This is a genomic window from Paenibacillus sp. FSL H3-0333 (genome assembly GCF_038002805.1).
GTDB lineage: Bacteria > Bacillota > Bacilli > Paenibacillales > Paenibacillaceae > Paenibacillus_AQ > Paenibacillus_AQ silagei.
Genome location: NZ_JBBODG010000001.1, coordinates 1625917 through 1640332 on the forward strand (window position 1 = coordinate 1625917; position 14416 = coordinate 1640332).

Genomic DNA, 14416 nt, shown 5'->3' on the forward strand with positions numbered 1-14416 from the left:
TTTCGTTGGAACCTTTTTTACTGCCTGTTAAAACAAGTGTGATGAAAATTATATTCTACTTTTGTTTCATATGAAATAATATCAGTTTACTTTGTTGCTATTTGTCTTGTCAACCCCAATATTAATAAGTGTATGAACATTTGTTTCACAGAGAACAATCTATGATATAATAATAAAAACAAGTTGAGGAGCCAGTATAATCATGGATACTGCCAATAAGAACAAAACCGCCATTCATGAATTTTTCGTTCAGTTTCTTGAGCAAAAAGAGCAATATGAAACCCGAATAACTGCCACATACCTGGCGGATATCCGGAAATATATTGAATCGGAATTCAGCTTGAATATGACGGAACTGCACATCATTGCGTGCATCGGTGAGCAGGAGCCGATCAATCTCACTTCCATCGCGGAGAGAATAAATTTAAGCAAAGGAAATACCTCCAAGATCGCAAATAAATTACTAAAGGCAGGTTGGGTTCGAAAAGCCCAGCTCAACGACAACAAAAAGGAAGTGTATTTTCGGCTAACGTCTGTCGGCAAAAAGCTATTTGCTGCTCATGATGAGCTTCATGCGAAGGAAAAGCAAAGAATGTACGAATTTTTGGGGAAATATAACGAAAGCGAGCTTGAATTTATTAAACAGTTGTTTGGAGATATGGTTGACTTCTATCGCTAACGTACCTCTCATCTGAGCATAAAGGTATTCATTCGATTTGAAAAAAAACGAGTCTATGCTACTATCAGAAAGCGAGATTGCAGTAAACCTGGGTGGTACCGCGAAACAATCCCCTTCCGTCCCTGTACGAGCTGACGGCTGTCAGTTTGCTCAGGAGGAAAGGGGTTTTATTTTGCAAAGGAGGCTGCCCCATGGAACAGCAATTAGGAATGACGAATGAAACAACCATGCCAGCAGGGGAATATATCACCGGTTCGGAGGTGCTTTTGCGCGGCTTGCTGCAGAAAGGCGTAGAGTGCGTATTCGGTTATCCTGGCGGAAATGTGCTCTATATTTATGATGCGATGGTACATCAGCCGGATTTCAAGCATATCTTGACCCGGCACGAACAAGGCGCAGTCCATGCGGCGGACAACCTCAGTCGTGAATTGAAATTCACATAATATGATAAGCAAGTGCTGGAAAAGATATCCGATGTCTACAGCCATGAATGTCCCTTCCAGCCTAATAGATAAATGAGCTTTCAGCGAAAGAGGCCGCACTTATACAAGCAGCAAAAGATCAACCGGATCAGTCGGAATGAAAATGAATGTTGGCAAAAGAGCAGAGAAGCGGCCCGCAAAAAAGAGGGACCGCTTCATTTTTTATGATTTATATTTCCTCGGAATAAAAAGCCTTGGATACTGCCTCTGTGGCTTTATCAATAAAAGCTGCGACCTTACCCGGGCTTTCCTTCAGACCACTGCTCACCCATTTTTTAATAATGGCTATACTGCCATGAGCGGTGAACGTATACCAGGACTCAAATAATTGCGGATCAAAATATTTTAATTCCTGCTTCCATCGCTCAATCGTTAAATCGTGACTGATATAAAGAATTCTTTCTAATAATTCTTTATCGCCATGCTCGGAGAACAGAACCTCACATATCGTTTTATTCGCTTTTATATACTTACATAATTCATAAGACAGCTTTTGGGGGCTTGCAGAACTAATCCCAAGCTGCTTAATTTCTTCGTAAAGTTCATTTTCGATCGTTGAAAGCAGCTCAAACTGATTCGCATAGTGTGAATAAAAGGTGTTGCGATTAATATTTGCTTCACTGCAAATGTCGGTCACGGTAACTTTATTGATAGACCGCTCTGTCAGCAGCTTCAACAAGCTTTCTTTGATAACCATTTTGGTATATCTCACTCTGTGATCTGTTTTTTTGTCTGACATCGTATCCTCCTAATTTAAAATAATAAAATAGTAAATGAACAAATCTAATATGAATTGTATAATAACTAACATAATCCAAACGAACAGCCTGTTGTTTAACTAACATGATGATATTATAATTTATTTAAACATTCGATTCAAATTAAATTAATTGGAGGAAGAAAATGGGTAGTATAACTGTAGTGCCTGTATGGGTTATTCAAGACATTCTTGTCTTAATTGCTGCTGTCCTAATGGTGTTCTATATCCTTGATAAGGAAACACATCCCAAAACGGTTTTACTGCAATTTATAGGTTTTGTGTTCTTTTACGCCGCCGTTTTTGAAATTACGGCTTCATCGCTTGGGGAAGGGTTCTACGCCTATGGGCGCAGTATTTTAATGTTGTTTAACATACCAATTACTGTCCCTATTATTGAGTTCTTGATTATTTATTCCACTTTGCGTGTTCTAAAGTCTGTAAATATACCGTCATGGACGAAACCGTTTATTACGGGATTAAGTGCGATGGTGTTTGACTTTTCACTCGACCCGGTGGCCGTTAAACAGATTTTTGAGACCATGGATGGAACCATTGCAAGATGGACTTATTATCCGCTGGCCGGTGAACCTCAAATCTACGGGGAGCCCGTGATGAATTTTACAGGATGGATTTATATCGCGGGATATTGGACCGTCTTTATTCTAATTGGGGGATGGTGGCATAAAAAGAAAGGCTACAGTAAAACCGTTGGTTACATCTATCCGTTTCTGGCGGCCATTGCGTCATTGGCTTGTATGTTCTCACCTTTATCCAACTTCTTTAATTATATGGGGCCGTTCTTCGCCAGAGAATCTAATATGCAATGGGTGATGTTGATTGCACTTTCTGTAATTACAATCGGAGTTTTAGCATTAGCTTTCACAAAGTTCTGGGACCGGAAGGTTAATTATTCAATCACTCCCAAAAAAGATTTTCCGATCATGTTTACTTTCGTAGGGTTCCCGCTGGTTAACACTATATTTTGCCTCATAGGAGGTTTCACAGAAGTATTGTGGCTGGTCGTTCTGGCTCAGATCTTATTAATGTTAGCGTGGATTGGAATTTATAAGATGGGTAAAAAAGCAAGTCCAATCGGGAGGTAGTTAAAGAAAACAGAAAACACCGCCAGGCTTTAGACTCTTCGTCTAAAGCTGGTGGTGTATTTTTTGCCTTCTTCGTTAAGGCAGCACATTCCCGGCTGCGCGGTAAATCTCATACCATTCCTCGCGGCTGAGGGTGATGTCGGTTACTCCTTTGTCGGCTCAAACAACGGTAGGATATACTTTGTAATCAATTCAATTCTGTCCTTCGCACGCGGCATGAAACGGGAAGCAATCGTAACTACGATTTTCTTGTCGGGATTTACGTAAATCGCATTTCCGCCGTCGCCCAAAGCCGCATAACAACCTTGTCCCTCATTGTTAACAATCCACCATAAATACCCGTAAGGTAACTCTCCCCATCGGCTGTTTTCTTGGGTACTGTCCTTGATCCATTTTGCGGATAGCATTCGCTTGCCGTTCCACAAACCTTCATTTAGGTATAACTGACCGATCTTTGCCATATCCAAGGGGGTTAAGGTAAGTCCCCAACCGGCGGTGCTCGTTCCTTTGGGATCTATGATCCAACCATTAACAAATTTATCTTTGAGGAACGCCAAATACTCTTCTTTACAATGTATATTTGCATTAGGGGGCGCTTTGATCCCCAGTGGTTTAAACAGATGTTCTGTGGCAAAATCAAGTACAGATTGGCCGGTTGCATTGGTGAGGATTCCCGACAGGACTTGTAGGCCGATTGTGGAATACTTGAATCCTCCAGGATCGCCCTTGCCACCCAACAAGTCCAGCGCAGCTTTGGTCCAATCCTCGCTGGTATAGACTTTTGTATATGGCTCCGACTTGTATTTATACGGTGCGGTCATTGTCAGTATATTTTTAATGGTGATATTCTGTATCGTTTTTTCACCGCGTTTGACCGTGTAATCAGGAAAAAATTCCAATACTTTCTGGTCAATGCTTTTAATATAGCCTTTGTCTATGGCAATGCCGATCAGTGCAGACACAACGCTCTTCGTCACCGATGCAATATGGATCGGATCGTCAGCGGTGTAGCCGTCAAAATAGCCTTCATATACCTTTTCGCTGCCGAGCAGTACTACAATACCTGCAATATTGCCATACTCTGTTTTAATCAGATTCTCGAAATCTAGAATTCTGTTATTCATACTTGTTCTCCTTCTAAATATAAGTACATCGATGTCTGTGAAAAGCGTATTATGATATAAAATTTTTTGCAAGAGCCTATTATAAAACTTGCTTGAAGTCATGGGTGCAAATACAAAAAGACCCGCAAACCCCTTTCTAAAGAGGATTTGCGGGTCTTTCATACAGATGGTCTGGTTTAAGGCAGCACATTCCCCGCTGCGCGGTAAATCTCGTACCATTCCTCGCGGCTGAGGGTGATGCTGGAGGCCTTGGCGATGTCGAGCAGGCGCGCGGTGTTGGTGGTGCCGACAATCGGCTGCATCTTAGCCGGATGGCGAAGCAGCCAGGCGGTCGCGATGGCGGTATCGGTTACCTCTTTTTCTGCGGCAAGACGGTTAATCACTTCATTCACCTTAGGGAACTTCTCGTTGCCCAGGAATACGCCCTCGAAGAATCCGTATTGGAACGGCGACCATGGCTGGATGGTCATATCGTGCAGGCGGCTGTATTCCAGGATACCACCATCATGGACTACGGAACCCGCATTGGTCATGTTCACATTGAAGCCGGCATCAATCATGCCGGTAACCATGATGCTGAGCTGAAGCTGGTTGAACAGAAGGGGTTGCTTGACGTTATTTTTTAGCAGCTCAATCTGCAGCGGGTTCTGGTTACTGACGCCGAAATGCTTGACCAGCCCTCTGCGCTCCAGATCATCGAAGGCTTCGGCTACTTCCTCGGGCTCCATTAGGGTATCGGGGCGGTGGAGGAGCAGGACATCTACATAATCAGTTTGCAGCCGCTTCAAGCTGTTCTCTACTGAGCTCACGATATGCTCCTTGGAGAAGTCGAAGAAGCCATTGCGGATGCCGCATTTGGCCTGGATCATCAGCCGGTCGCGCATGCCGGGATTTGTGGCCAGTACATCCCCGAATACTTCCTCCGCTTTGCCGCCGGCATAAATATCTGCATGGTCGAAAAAGTCTATCCCCACCTCAAGGGCGCTGTGGATATGGACTTCAGCCTCTTTGGGAGACAAATCAGCGATCCGCATACAGCCGAGTGAAATCTCGGACACCTCAAGTGTACCGTTAGCCACATTAATTCTTTTTACCATTAATTATTCACTCCTTAAATGAAGGTATAGTGTAAGCTTAGACCTTAGAGTTAGGTGTAAGTCAATAGAATCATAGAGTGGCTGTTCATAGAAACGGATTGGTGTTACCTTTACATATAGGTGAAGCCAGCCATGGTTGGCAGAAAGGAGCTGCATGATGGGATACAGCATCAAAACCATAGCACAAAAAAGCGGACTGAGCCAATATACGCTGCGTTACTACGAACGGGAGGGTGTATTGCCGGTTGTGGCAAGGGATGTGAACGGTAACCGTTGCTTCAATGATGAGGATCTGGAGCTGATCTCGCTAATCTGCTGCCTGAAGGATACCGGAATGGCTATAGCGGACATTAAGCAATTCATTGCGCTCTCGCAGGAAGGCAAAGAAGCGTTGCCCGACCAGCGCAGACTGCTGCAGGAGCATAAACAGCATATCGATGAGAAAATTAAGTTCTTTCAGAGCTTTGCCCGGAAGATTGACCATAAGATCGCTTATTTCGCCTCCCTTGAGAATGAAGCTAAAGCCTCCGGAAATCATAAAACCACCTGAAAAGTAAGTTATCTGCACTGAAGTTGTGATCCGCTTCTTGGAGCCGGGGCAAACTTTGGGTAGAATAAGGAACATATTCACTTCAAGAAGATGAAGGAGGACACTATAATGTCAGGCAATGAACCTAGTCTGGATTGGCTGAGCGATGTATCTGTATTTAAGGTGAACCGGTTGGAAGCGCATTCGGACCACCGCTATTATAGAACGATGGAGGAAGCGGAGAGACAAGCCCCCATGGCGCTGCGCCACTCTCTGAACGGAGATTGGAAATTCAGCTATGCGGTGAATGCGGCAGCCCGTGTTAAGGATTTCTATAAGACGGAATATGATACGAGAGGCTGGGGGGATATCCAGGTGCCGGGTCATATTCAGCTTCAGGGGTACGGCAGGCCGCAATATGCGAATACGATGTACCCTTGGGACGGTCTGGATGCTGTAAGACCGCCGGAGATTCCGGTGAGCAGTAATACGGTGGGCAGCTATGTGAAGTTTTTTGAGGTGCCGGAGAATATGGGGAAGGGACCGGTCTTTATTTCTTTTCAGGGGGTAGAGGCGGCTTGTTATGTATGGTTGAACGGGCACTTCGTCGGCTACAGCGAAGACAGCTTCACCCCTGCGGAATTCGATTTGACACCCTATCTGCAGGAAGGAGCCAATAAGCTCGCGGTTGAGGTCTATCAGCGCTGCACGGGGAGCTGGCTGGAGGATCAGGATTTCTGGCGGTTCTCGGGGATTTTTCGTGAGGTGTATTTGTATACGGTTCCTGAGCTGCATGTACAGGATCTGCGGATTCAGGCGGGGCTGGATGCTTCCTATGAGGAAGGCAAGTTAACGGCTGAACTTCGCATGGCGTCAGAGGCCGAAGCTGTAATCCGAATGGAGCTGAAGAATGCGGCCGGCGCTGTGGTGGCGACAGCAGAAGGACGGGCTGTGGCGGGCAAGGCGGCTCTGAGTATGGATGCAGGCAAGGTGTTCCTGTGGAGCGCGGAGAATCCGTACCTGTATAACGTCTGTATCTCTGTATGTAATAGCGAAGGGAAACTGGTGGAGGCGATTGTGCAGCGGGCGGGCTTCCGCGTGTTCGAGCTGAAGGACAAGCTGATGCTGCTGAATGGCCAACGGATCATGTTCAAAGGCGTCAACCGCCATGAGTTCAACCCCCGCACAGGACGGAACATCTCCAGGGAAGATATGATTAAGGATATCATCATCCTGAAGCAGAATAATATCAACGCAGTGCGGACCTCGCATTATCCGAATCAGACGCTCTGGTATGAGCTGTGTGATGAATACGGGGTGTATGTGATTGATGAGATGAATCTGGAATCCCATGGCTCGTGGCAGAAGATGGGCGCCGTTGAGCCGTCCTGGAACATCCCCGGGGATAAGCCGGAGTGGGAGGGGATTGTCATGGACCGGGCGGTATCGATGCTGGAGCGCGATAAAAATCATCCGTCGATCCTGATCTGGTCCTGCGGCAATGAATCGTATGCAGGTGAGGTCATTCTCAAGGTGTCCCATTACTTCCGCAAGGCTGATCCGGGACGGCTGGTGCATTATGAAGGAGTCTTCCATAACCGCAAATATAATGACAGCAGTGATATGGAGAGCCGGATGTATGCCAAGCCCGCCGACATTGTGGAATACCTGGAGAATCAGCCGGATAAGCCGTATATCAGCTGTGAGTATATGCATGCTATGGGGAATTCGGTTGGAGGACTCCATAAATATATCGAGCTGGAGAGCCGTTATCCGCTCTATCAGGGCGGCTTCATCTGGGATTACATCGATCAGGCGCTGGTAGCCAAGGACCGGTACGGTGAAGAGTATCTGGCGTATGGCGGGGATTTCGCTGACCGGCCGACGGACTACAGCTTCTGCGGCAACGGGATTGTCTTCGCTGACCGGACCCTTACGCCGAAGATGCAGGAGGTGAAGTTCCTCTACCAGAACATCCGGCTTGTTCCTGAAGCGGATGCCGTGACAGTGATCAACGGCAATCTGTTCGAGGGAACGGAGCGGCTGCTGCTGGAGTTCAGGTTGCTCAGAGAAGGACGGGAGATCTTCAAGGGGCAGCAGGAGCTTGCGGTTGCGGCTCAGGAAGAGGCGAGAATCTCGCTGGAACTGCCGGATGTATCCACAGCTCCAGGGGAGTACACGCTGGCGGTAAGCCTTACGCTGAAGGAGGCTGAACTATGGGCGGATTCCGGGTTCGAGACCGCTTATGGAGAGCATGTGTTCCGCGTAGAAGCAGCCGGGGCAACAGCAGGCGGGAAAAAGGCACTGCTGCCTGCGTCCGGGGAGTTCGGCGTCATTGAAGGGGATGTAAATATCGGGGTCACCGGGCGCGGCTTCTCCGCCCTGTTCTCCAAGCAGGCCGGCTCCCTGGTGTCGCTCTGCTACGGGGGGCGCGAGATGGTTGCGACTCCGCCGGCTCCGCTGTTCTGGCGGGCAACGACCGATAATGATAAAGGGACCGCGCTGGGGTACCATGCCGGCGGCTGGTTCGCGGCCAGTCTGGCCCGCCAGTGTACGGCGGTCAGCCTGCACACCGAAGCAGACCGGGCAACGGTCAGCTTCGACTATGCCTTCAGCATCAGCAGTGAGCTGAAGGCAAGCATTGAATACACGGTCCATGCCGACGGCAGCGTCCGTGTCCGGATGGTCTACACCGGAGCAGACGGCTTGCCGGATGTGCCGGTAGTGGCGGTATCCTTCCGGATGCCGGCAGACTACGAGGCCACCGAGTGGTATGCCCGCGGACCGGAAGAGAACTACAGTGACCGCGCACATGGAGCGCGGCTCACCCGCTTCCGGCGTAAGGTGACGGAGCTGCCGTCACCGTATCTGGTGCCGCAGGAATCCGGCAACCGGACGGGCGTCCGTGAGGTGAGCATCACGGACAGCCGGGGGTATGGGCTGCAGGTTCAGGCGGCTGCGGGACAGCCGCTGGAATGTACGCTGTCACCGTATACAGCGTTCGAGCTGGAGCAGGCAGCACATGCTTATGAGCTGCCTAAGGTGCACTACACGGTTGTCACCCTCGCGGCGCAGCAGATGGGTGTGGGCGGGGATGACAGCTGGGGGGCGCCGGTGCATCCGGAATACCGGAATGCCGCCGGTCAGCAGCTGGAGTTCGAATTCACGCTGACGGCGGCATTGCCGGAGGCGTAATCATCACTAAGTAAACAGGCCATCAGCGTATCCTTCGCTGATGGCCTGTTTCATGAGAAGCGCTGCCGGTATTCGCGCGGCGACAACCCCTCCAGCTTCATGAAGCTGGAGCTGAAGTAGGAGGATTGGTTGAAGCCGACCTCTCCGGCAATCCGGGAGATCGGGAAGCTGGTCTGCATCAGCAGCAGCTTGCTCTGTCCGATACGGTAGCGGAGCAGATATTCCATGGGTGAACAGCCATATACCTTGTTCATGCAACGGGCGATATAGACCGGATGAAAGTTGAGGCTGTCTCCCAGCATGGCGGTTGTAATCTCTTCACGGTAGTGGGTGCGGAGATAGGAGGCGGCCTGCTCGGCACATAGGGTGGTTTGGGAGCTGCGGTGCTCCGGGTTCACAGAAGCGGCCAGCTGCTGCAGGAGATCCTGGAAGAGGAGCTGCTGCCGGAAGCGGACGGCTTCGAGGTGGGCGGTGGCCTGCAATTGCGTGAGCTGCTCCAATACCTCGTAAGCTCTGTCCGGCAGAAGTAAGTTAACAAACTGCGATAACACCAGATTGAAGGAGCTGATATCGAATAGAGAAGCGGGATGCTCTCCTGTAGTCTCAGTCAGAGTGCCGGAAGCGGACCCTGTCACCGATAAGGCGGGCAGGTCATGGAAGGTCTGAAAGTGGAGCCAGTGATAGGCCGTATCCTCCTTGCAGCCTTCGGTTCCAAAGTGGTGGCAGTCGGGGCGAAGGATCAAGGCATCGCCTGCCTTCACGGTGAAGCGCTGCTCCTCCTCGCCGATATACAGGCATCCCTGCTGGACAATGAGCAAGTCAAATACCTTGATCTGCTGGCGGCTCCGGTGCTGATAGCCGGGCTGGCAGTGATTGAGGCCGCTGGCTATATAATGCGGCAGGGGAGGGATGCGGAACAGAAGCGGGTTCATGGGCTGGCCTCCTGAAGAAAGTTTGGATATTGAAAGTTTAGGTTGGAGAATTAGTACATTTCCCAGAGTATATCACCTATAATTTATTACAGGCAAGTTTAAATCGTAAGGCTGTGGATAGGTCCAGCGCGACCACCCAAATTCCCCCGGATTCTTCTCCTTAAGGAGTGCTCCGGGGGCTTATTTGCGTTGAACTTGCGATTACTGCACAAATGTATGATAAGTGCACAGTGCGGTTAGCCGTAAAGTACAGGAATATCCCGAAGCTTCACTGTTCAGCCGCAGGAGGCTTCTTCTATACTCAGGTCATACATTGGATTTCACGAAGCCGCAGGGGCCATCAAGGCCCAAGGGCAGAGGCTTCGAACCCAGTGACGCGGCAACTTATCTATAGGCATAGGAGAGTGAAGGCTTTGAGACACCGCAAACGCAAGACCGGTATACCGCTCGTCACCCAGCTTCCCTTGAAGGGAGCGGGCGGGCTGTCCCCGCAGCTTGAGTCCGGCACCCGGAAGACAAGGAAGAAGGGCTTCGTGCATGAGCTGGTCCATAACCGGATTCTGTTCCTGATGCTGCTGCCTACGCTGTTGTTCTTTCTAATTAACTCGTATTTTCCGATGGTTGGGGTCTATTATGCGTTCACGCAGTTTGATTTCAATTCCGGGCTGTTCGATGCTCCCTTCGTGGGGCTGAAGAACTTTGAATTCCTCTGGAAGTCCGGGACGCTGGTGAAGCTGACGCTCAATACGATCGGCTACAATCTGGCTTTTATTTTACTCGGGAATGTGCTGGCGATTATCTGTGCGATTCTGCTCAGCGAGCTGCGGGTGAAGTGGTTCAAGAAGCTGACCCAGTCGGTCATGTTCCTGCCGTATTTCGTATCGTTCGTTATTCTTAGCGTTATCGTCTACAATGTGTTCAATTATGATAACGGTTTCTTGAATACGCTGCTGACTCAGTTCGGGGCGAATCCTGTGGATGTTTATAATAATCCGGTCATCTGGATTTTCCTGATCATTCTCTTTTATCTCTGGAAAAATCTCGGCTACAGCATGGTCATCTACCTGGCCTCCATCACGGGCATCAGCGAGGAATATTATGAAGCGGCCAAAATTGACGGTGCCCACATTTTTCAGCGGATCTGGTATATCACGGTGCCGATGCTGAAATCGACCTTCGTCATGCTGCTGCTGTTCTCGCTGGGGAGTATTATGAAGGGGCAGTTTGACCTCTTTTACCAGCTGATTGGCAATAACGGGGTGCTGTACAATACAACGGATATTCTGGATACGTACGTGTTCCGCTCGCTCAAGGTGACCTTCGATGTCGGGATGGCCACGGCGGCCGGCCTGTATCAATCGCTGTTCGGCTTCATCCTGATTATGACGGTCAACTATATCATCCGTAAAATAAATGACGATTACGCCTTGTTCTAGGTTGTGCGGAACCTGCTGCGGAAGGAGAGAAAGAGCATGCAAATCAAAGACGACTCATACACCAGGCTATTGCAGGGAGTAGCTTATACGGTAATTATACTGGGCTCCTTAGCCTGTCTGATTCCGTTCCTGCTGATTATTTCGGCTTCCTTGACGGCTAATGAGTCCATCATCAAGGATGGTTATCATTTCATCCCGGCGCAGTTCTCGCTGGAGGGCTACAAGACGGTATTCACCTTCCCTGATGAGGTACTGCGGGCGTATGGGGTGACGCTGTTTACTACGGTGACGGGGACGACGCTGGGACTGTTCTTCATGACGATGGCCGGATATGTGCTGGCCCGCAAGGATTTCAAATACCGCAATACCTTCTCGTTCTATATTTACTTCACGACCCTGTTCGGCGGGGGACTGGTGCCCTGGTACATTATGATCACTAAGTATCTGCATCTGACCGATTCTTATGGGGCGCTGATTTTCCCCGGTTTGATGACACCGTTCCTGATTATTCTGATGAAGAATTTCATCCGCTCGGCGGTGCCGGAGGAGCTGTTCGAATCGGCCAAGATTGACGGGGCAGGGGATTTCAAAATATACTGGCGCATTGTACTGCAGCTCTCGATGCCCGGGATTGCTACGGTAGGCCTGTTCCTTGCGCTGGCTTACTGGAACGACTGGTTCTCCTCATCGCTGTTCATTAATGATCCGCATAAGTATCAGCTGCAGTTCCATTTATACAATGTCATCAACTCAGCCTCCTTCATCGCCAATATGGGCGCGGGTACCGGTGTCAGCTTAGGCAGTGATCTGCCGACAGAATCCACCAAGATGGCGATGGCGATTGTGGTCACAGGACCGATTCTGTTCCTGTATCCGTTCATCCAGCGTTATTTCGTGAAGGGGCTGACGATCGGAGCGGTCAAAGGTTAGAACCGGCTGGCAGACTGTACCTTTACCGTACATCTGCTATATCGGCTAACATAGAGTTAGACACAAGGATGGTATGCTTCCGGGTAGAGAACTGTACGAGGGCATCGGGGAAGCGTGGGCTTACAACAAATTCTAGGAGGGTTCATTCATGAGAAAGAAAGCAGGCAGACGATCTTTGGTTACGCTTACAACGGGATTGCTCGCTCTATCGCTCCTGGCCGGCTGCGGCGGGGGGAACAGCAATAGCAATACCGGCAGCACCGGGAATACTGGAAAAGACGGAAATACCGGCACTCCAGCAGCTTCAGAGGGAGCTGCTCCGGCAGCGGATACCGGGATCGACACCTCGAAGAAGGTGGAGCTGCAATTCTATATGCTCGGCGATGCTCCTAAGGATCTTCCGGCCATCCAGGCGGAGGTCAACAAAATGGCTGAAGCGGACCTGAACGCCACGGTGAAGTTCAACTTCACCAGTTGGACGGACTGGGATCAGAAGTATAAGCTGCTGCTGTCCTCCGGGCAGGCGATAGATCTGATTTTTACGGCAGACTGGACGCAATATCAATCCTATGCGAAGCGCGGGGCCTTCCTGGCACTGGATGATCTGCTGCCTAAGGCGGCACCCGAGCTGCAGAAGTTCGTCCCTGAGAAAATGTGGGAGGATGTTAAGGTTGACGGTAAAATCTACACGGTTCCGGCGACCTTCAAGGAGTATGTAACCAACGGGTTCGTCTACCGTGAGGATCTGCGCAAGAAATACAATCTCCCGGAGCCCAAGGACTTGGCCAGCTATGAGGCTTACATGGACGGCATTGTCAAAAACGAGCCGGATATGATGCCGATGTCCCTCAATAGCGATGTGGGTAACAATCTCCATTATATCTATACGGAGCTGCATAAAATGGTCGGCGCGCTGCCGTACGGCATGGGTGTGAAATATGATTCTCCGTCCACGGTCTACTCCTACTGGGGCTCCGATGAGCAAAAAGAAGAGCTGAAGATGATGAAGCGCTGGGCCGATAAAGGCTTCATTCCAAAGAATGTACTGAATATTAAGGATACGATGCAGGACCCGGTCACTTCAGGTAAAGCGGCCAGCATGTTCGGGGACAATCCTAACCGGTTCAATGATATGAAGATGAAGATCAGCACGACTCATCCGGATTGGGAGCTGGCGTATTCTCCTTTCGGCTTAACCACCGGCTATGCGACCCCTGTACATCCGATTCACAACGGGTTCGCTATTCCGAAGAGCAGCAAGAACCCGGAGCGGGCGCTTGCCTTCTATCAGAAGATGGTGCTCGACAAACGGTATAATCAGCTGACGCAATACGGCATTGAAGGCAAGAACTACACAGTAGAAGACGGCTATTATAAACTGGTCGGCACTAGTACCTCCAATGGCTTCACCCGTGAGGGCATGAACGGCTGGGCGTGGAGAAATCCGGAGTTCATGCTGTTTGACAAGGGATTTGACGGAGTCAAGGCGATCTTTGATGAGCTGGATAAAATCCAGAAGCCGGACCTGTTCCTGGGCTTCGCCGAGGACTACAGCTCTTATCAGGCAGAGAAGGCTGCGCTTGAGCAGGTAGAGAAGCAGTACCTGTTCCCGCTGGAGGCCGGACTGGTGGATGATGTGGATAAGGGCCTGGAGACCTTCATGCAGAAGGCCAAGCAGGCGGGCTTGGAGAAGATTCAGGCGGAGTGGACGAAGCAGTGGGAGGCTTATGTTGCTGAAAAAGGTCTAAAATAATGAGGGGAGCCCTGGGAGCCGAATGGCTTTTGGGGCTTTTTGTGTGCGCGGGAGCTGGAGTGGGTGCTGGAGCTGGAGTGGCGATGGCGCTTGGGTGGACGCTCCGAAAACGGAACGATGTTCCGATCGCTGTTGTGTCCGGATTTTTATTTATTCTACCTTAGCGGTGAAAATCCGGACACAAAGGCGAACGCTCCGCTTCTCCACATTCATTCCGTTTTCTCCGCTGTTTAAGCGCTGGGCACACCTGCGCTAACCCCGGCCCTCTTGCCGCGTCAGCCCCTGGCTTCCGGGGCAGGTGGGGAGAGCAGAAGAGCCCGTCTCCACGAATCTGGAGACGGGCTTGAGGTGAAGCGTACCCTAGCTTCTCCGTGCACACGGAGAAGGGCTTGGTGT

11 protein-coding genes and 1 pseudogene are annotated in these 14416 nt (G+C 50.0%); 8 read left to right on the forward strand and 4 right to left on the reverse strand.

The annotated features are described in order from the left end of the window. The first annotated feature begins 202 nt into the window (after window positions 1-202). A complete protein-coding gene (locus MHH78_RS07365) occupies window positions 203-679 on the forward strand; it encodes a MarR family transcriptional regulator (RefSeq protein WP_341166999.1) in 477 nt (158 codons plus the stop codon). A 191-nt stretch (window positions 680-870) separates the two neighbouring features. Next, window positions 871-1104, forward strand: a pseudogene (locus tag MHH78_RS07370) (thiamine pyrophosphate-binding protein); the annotation flags it as partial. Window positions 1105-1330: 226 nt separating this feature from the next. On the opposite strand, the gene MHH78_RS07375 reads toward MHH78_RS07370, so the two are convergent. Continuing rightward, the gene (locus MHH78_RS07375) at window positions 1331-1900 is read right to left on the reverse strand and encodes a TetR/AcrR family transcriptional regulator (protein WP_341167000.1); all 570 of its coding nucleotides are present in this window, start codon (window positions 1898-1900) and stop codon (window positions 1331-1333) included. Between the two features lie 164 nt (window positions 1901-2064). On the opposite strand from MHH78_RS07375, the gene MHH78_RS07380 reads away from it, so the two are divergent. Continuing rightward, a complete protein-coding gene (locus tag MHH78_RS07380) occupies window positions 2065-3024 on the forward strand; it encodes a carotenoid biosynthesis protein (RefSeq protein WP_341167001.1) in 960 nt (319 codons plus the stop codon). Between the two features lie 143 nt (window positions 3025-3167). On the opposite strand, the gene MHH78_RS07385 is transcribed toward MHH78_RS07380, so the two are convergent. Together MHH78_RS07385 and MHH78_RS07390 are read right to left on the reverse strand one after the other, a co-directional pair. Continuing rightward, a complete protein-coding gene (locus MHH78_RS07385) occupies window positions 3168-4148 on the reverse strand; it encodes a serine hydrolase domain-containing protein (RefSeq protein WP_339311580.1) in 981 nt (326 codons plus the stop codon). Between the two features lie 176 nt (window positions 4149-4324). Then, entirely contained in the window at window positions 4325-5245 is a 921-nt protein-coding gene (locus tag MHH78_RS07390) for an aldo/keto reductase (RefSeq protein ID WP_341167002.1), read from the reverse strand. A 154-nt stretch (window positions 5246-5399) separates the two neighbouring features. On the opposite strand from MHH78_RS07390, the gene MHH78_RS07395 reads away from it, so the two are divergent. Together MHH78_RS07395 and MHH78_RS07400 are read left to right on the forward strand one after the other, a co-directional pair. Further along, on the forward strand, window positions 5400-5795 hold the full coding sequence (locus MHH78_RS07395) for a MerR family transcriptional regulator (RefSeq protein ID WP_341167003.1): 396 nt from the start codon (window positions 5400-5402) through the stop codon (window positions 5793-5795). 108 nt (window positions 5796-5903) lie between these two features. Then, window positions 5904-8969, forward strand: a complete 3066-nt coding sequence (locus tag MHH78_RS07400; RefSeq protein ID WP_341167004.1) for a glycoside hydrolase family 2 TIM barrel-domain containing protein — start codon at window positions 5904-5906, stop codon at window positions 8967-8969. Between the two features lie 50 nt (window positions 8970-9019). Here the strand turns inward: MHH78_RS07400 and MHH78_RS07405 are convergent, their stop codons facing one another. Next, window positions 9020-9901, reverse strand: coding sequence for a helix-turn-helix transcriptional regulator (locus MHH78_RS07405; protein ID WP_076085611.1), 882 nt, complete (start codon window positions 9899-9901; stop codon window positions 9020-9022). Window positions 9902-10470: 569 nt separating this feature from the next. On the opposite strand from MHH78_RS07405, the gene MHH78_RS07410 reads away from it, so the two are divergent. The 3 genes from MHH78_RS07410 (at window position 10471) to MHH78_RS07420 (ending at window position 14020) form a co-directional block, all read left to right on the forward strand. Beyond that, window positions 10471-11337 carry an ABC transporter permease gene (locus MHH78_RS07410; protein WP_339314977.1) on the forward strand — a complete coding sequence of 289 codons (867 nt, stop codon included), beginning with the start codon at window positions 10471-10473 and terminating at the stop codon, window positions 11335-11337. A gap of 36 nt (window positions 11338-11373) precedes the next feature. Continuing rightward, on the forward strand, window positions 11374-12267 hold the full coding sequence (locus tag MHH78_RS07415; RefSeq protein WP_036700398.1) for a carbohydrate ABC transporter permease: 894 nt from the start codon (window positions 11374-11376) through the stop codon (window positions 12265-12267). Between the two features lie 148 nt (window positions 12268-12415). Continuing rightward, a complete protein-coding gene (locus MHH78_RS07420) occupies window positions 12416-14020 on the forward strand; it encodes an extracellular solute-binding protein (RefSeq protein ID WP_341167005.1) in 1605 nt (534 codons plus the stop codon). Window positions 14021-14416: the final 396 nt, after the last annotated feature.

Excerpts from the sequence above, each read along its gene's own strand:
- MHH78_RS07420 (WP_341167005.1), top strand. The coding sequence starts at position 12,416 with ATGAGAAAGAAAGCAGGCAGACGATCTTTGGTTACGCTTACAACGGGA.
- MHH78_RS07415 (WP_036700398.1), top strand. The coding sequence starts at position 11,374 with ATGCAAATCAAAGACGACTCATACACCAGGCTATTGCAGGGAGTAGCT.
- MHH78_RS07405 (WP_076085611.1), bottom strand. The coding sequence starts at position 9,901 with ATGAACCCGCTTCTGTTCCGCATCCCTCCCCTGCCGCATTATATAGCC.
- MHH78_RS07400 (WP_341167004.1), top strand. The coding sequence starts at position 5,904 with ATGTCAGGCAATGAACCTAGTCTGGATTGGCTGAGCGATGTATCTGTA.
- MHH78_RS07390 (WP_341167002.1), bottom strand. The coding sequence starts at position 5,245 with ATGGTAAAAAGAATTAATGTGGCTAACGGTACACTTGAGGTGTCCGAG.
- MHH78_RS07410 (WP_339314977.1), top strand. The coding sequence starts at position 10,471 with ATGCTGCTGCCTACGCTGTTGTTCTTTCTAATTAACTCGTATTTTCCG.
- MHH78_RS07375 (WP_341167000.1), bottom strand. The coding sequence starts at position 1,900 with ATGTCAGACAAAAAAACAGATCACAGAGTGAGATATACCAAAATGGTT.
- MHH78_RS07365 (WP_341166999.1), top strand. The coding sequence starts at position 203 with ATGGATACTGCCAATAAGAACAAAACCGCCATTCATGAATTTTTCGTT.
- MHH78_RS07380 (WP_341167001.1), top strand. The coding sequence starts at position 2,065 with ATGGGTAGTATAACTGTAGTGCCTGTATGGGTTATTCAAGACATTCTT.
- MHH78_RS07395 (WP_341167003.1), top strand. The coding sequence starts at position 5,400 with ATGATGGGATACAGCATCAAAACCATAGCACAAAAAAGCGGACTGAGC.
- MHH78_RS07385 (WP_339311580.1), bottom strand. The coding sequence starts at position 4,148 with ATGAATAACAGAATTCTAGATTTCGAGAATCTGATTAAAACAGAGTAT.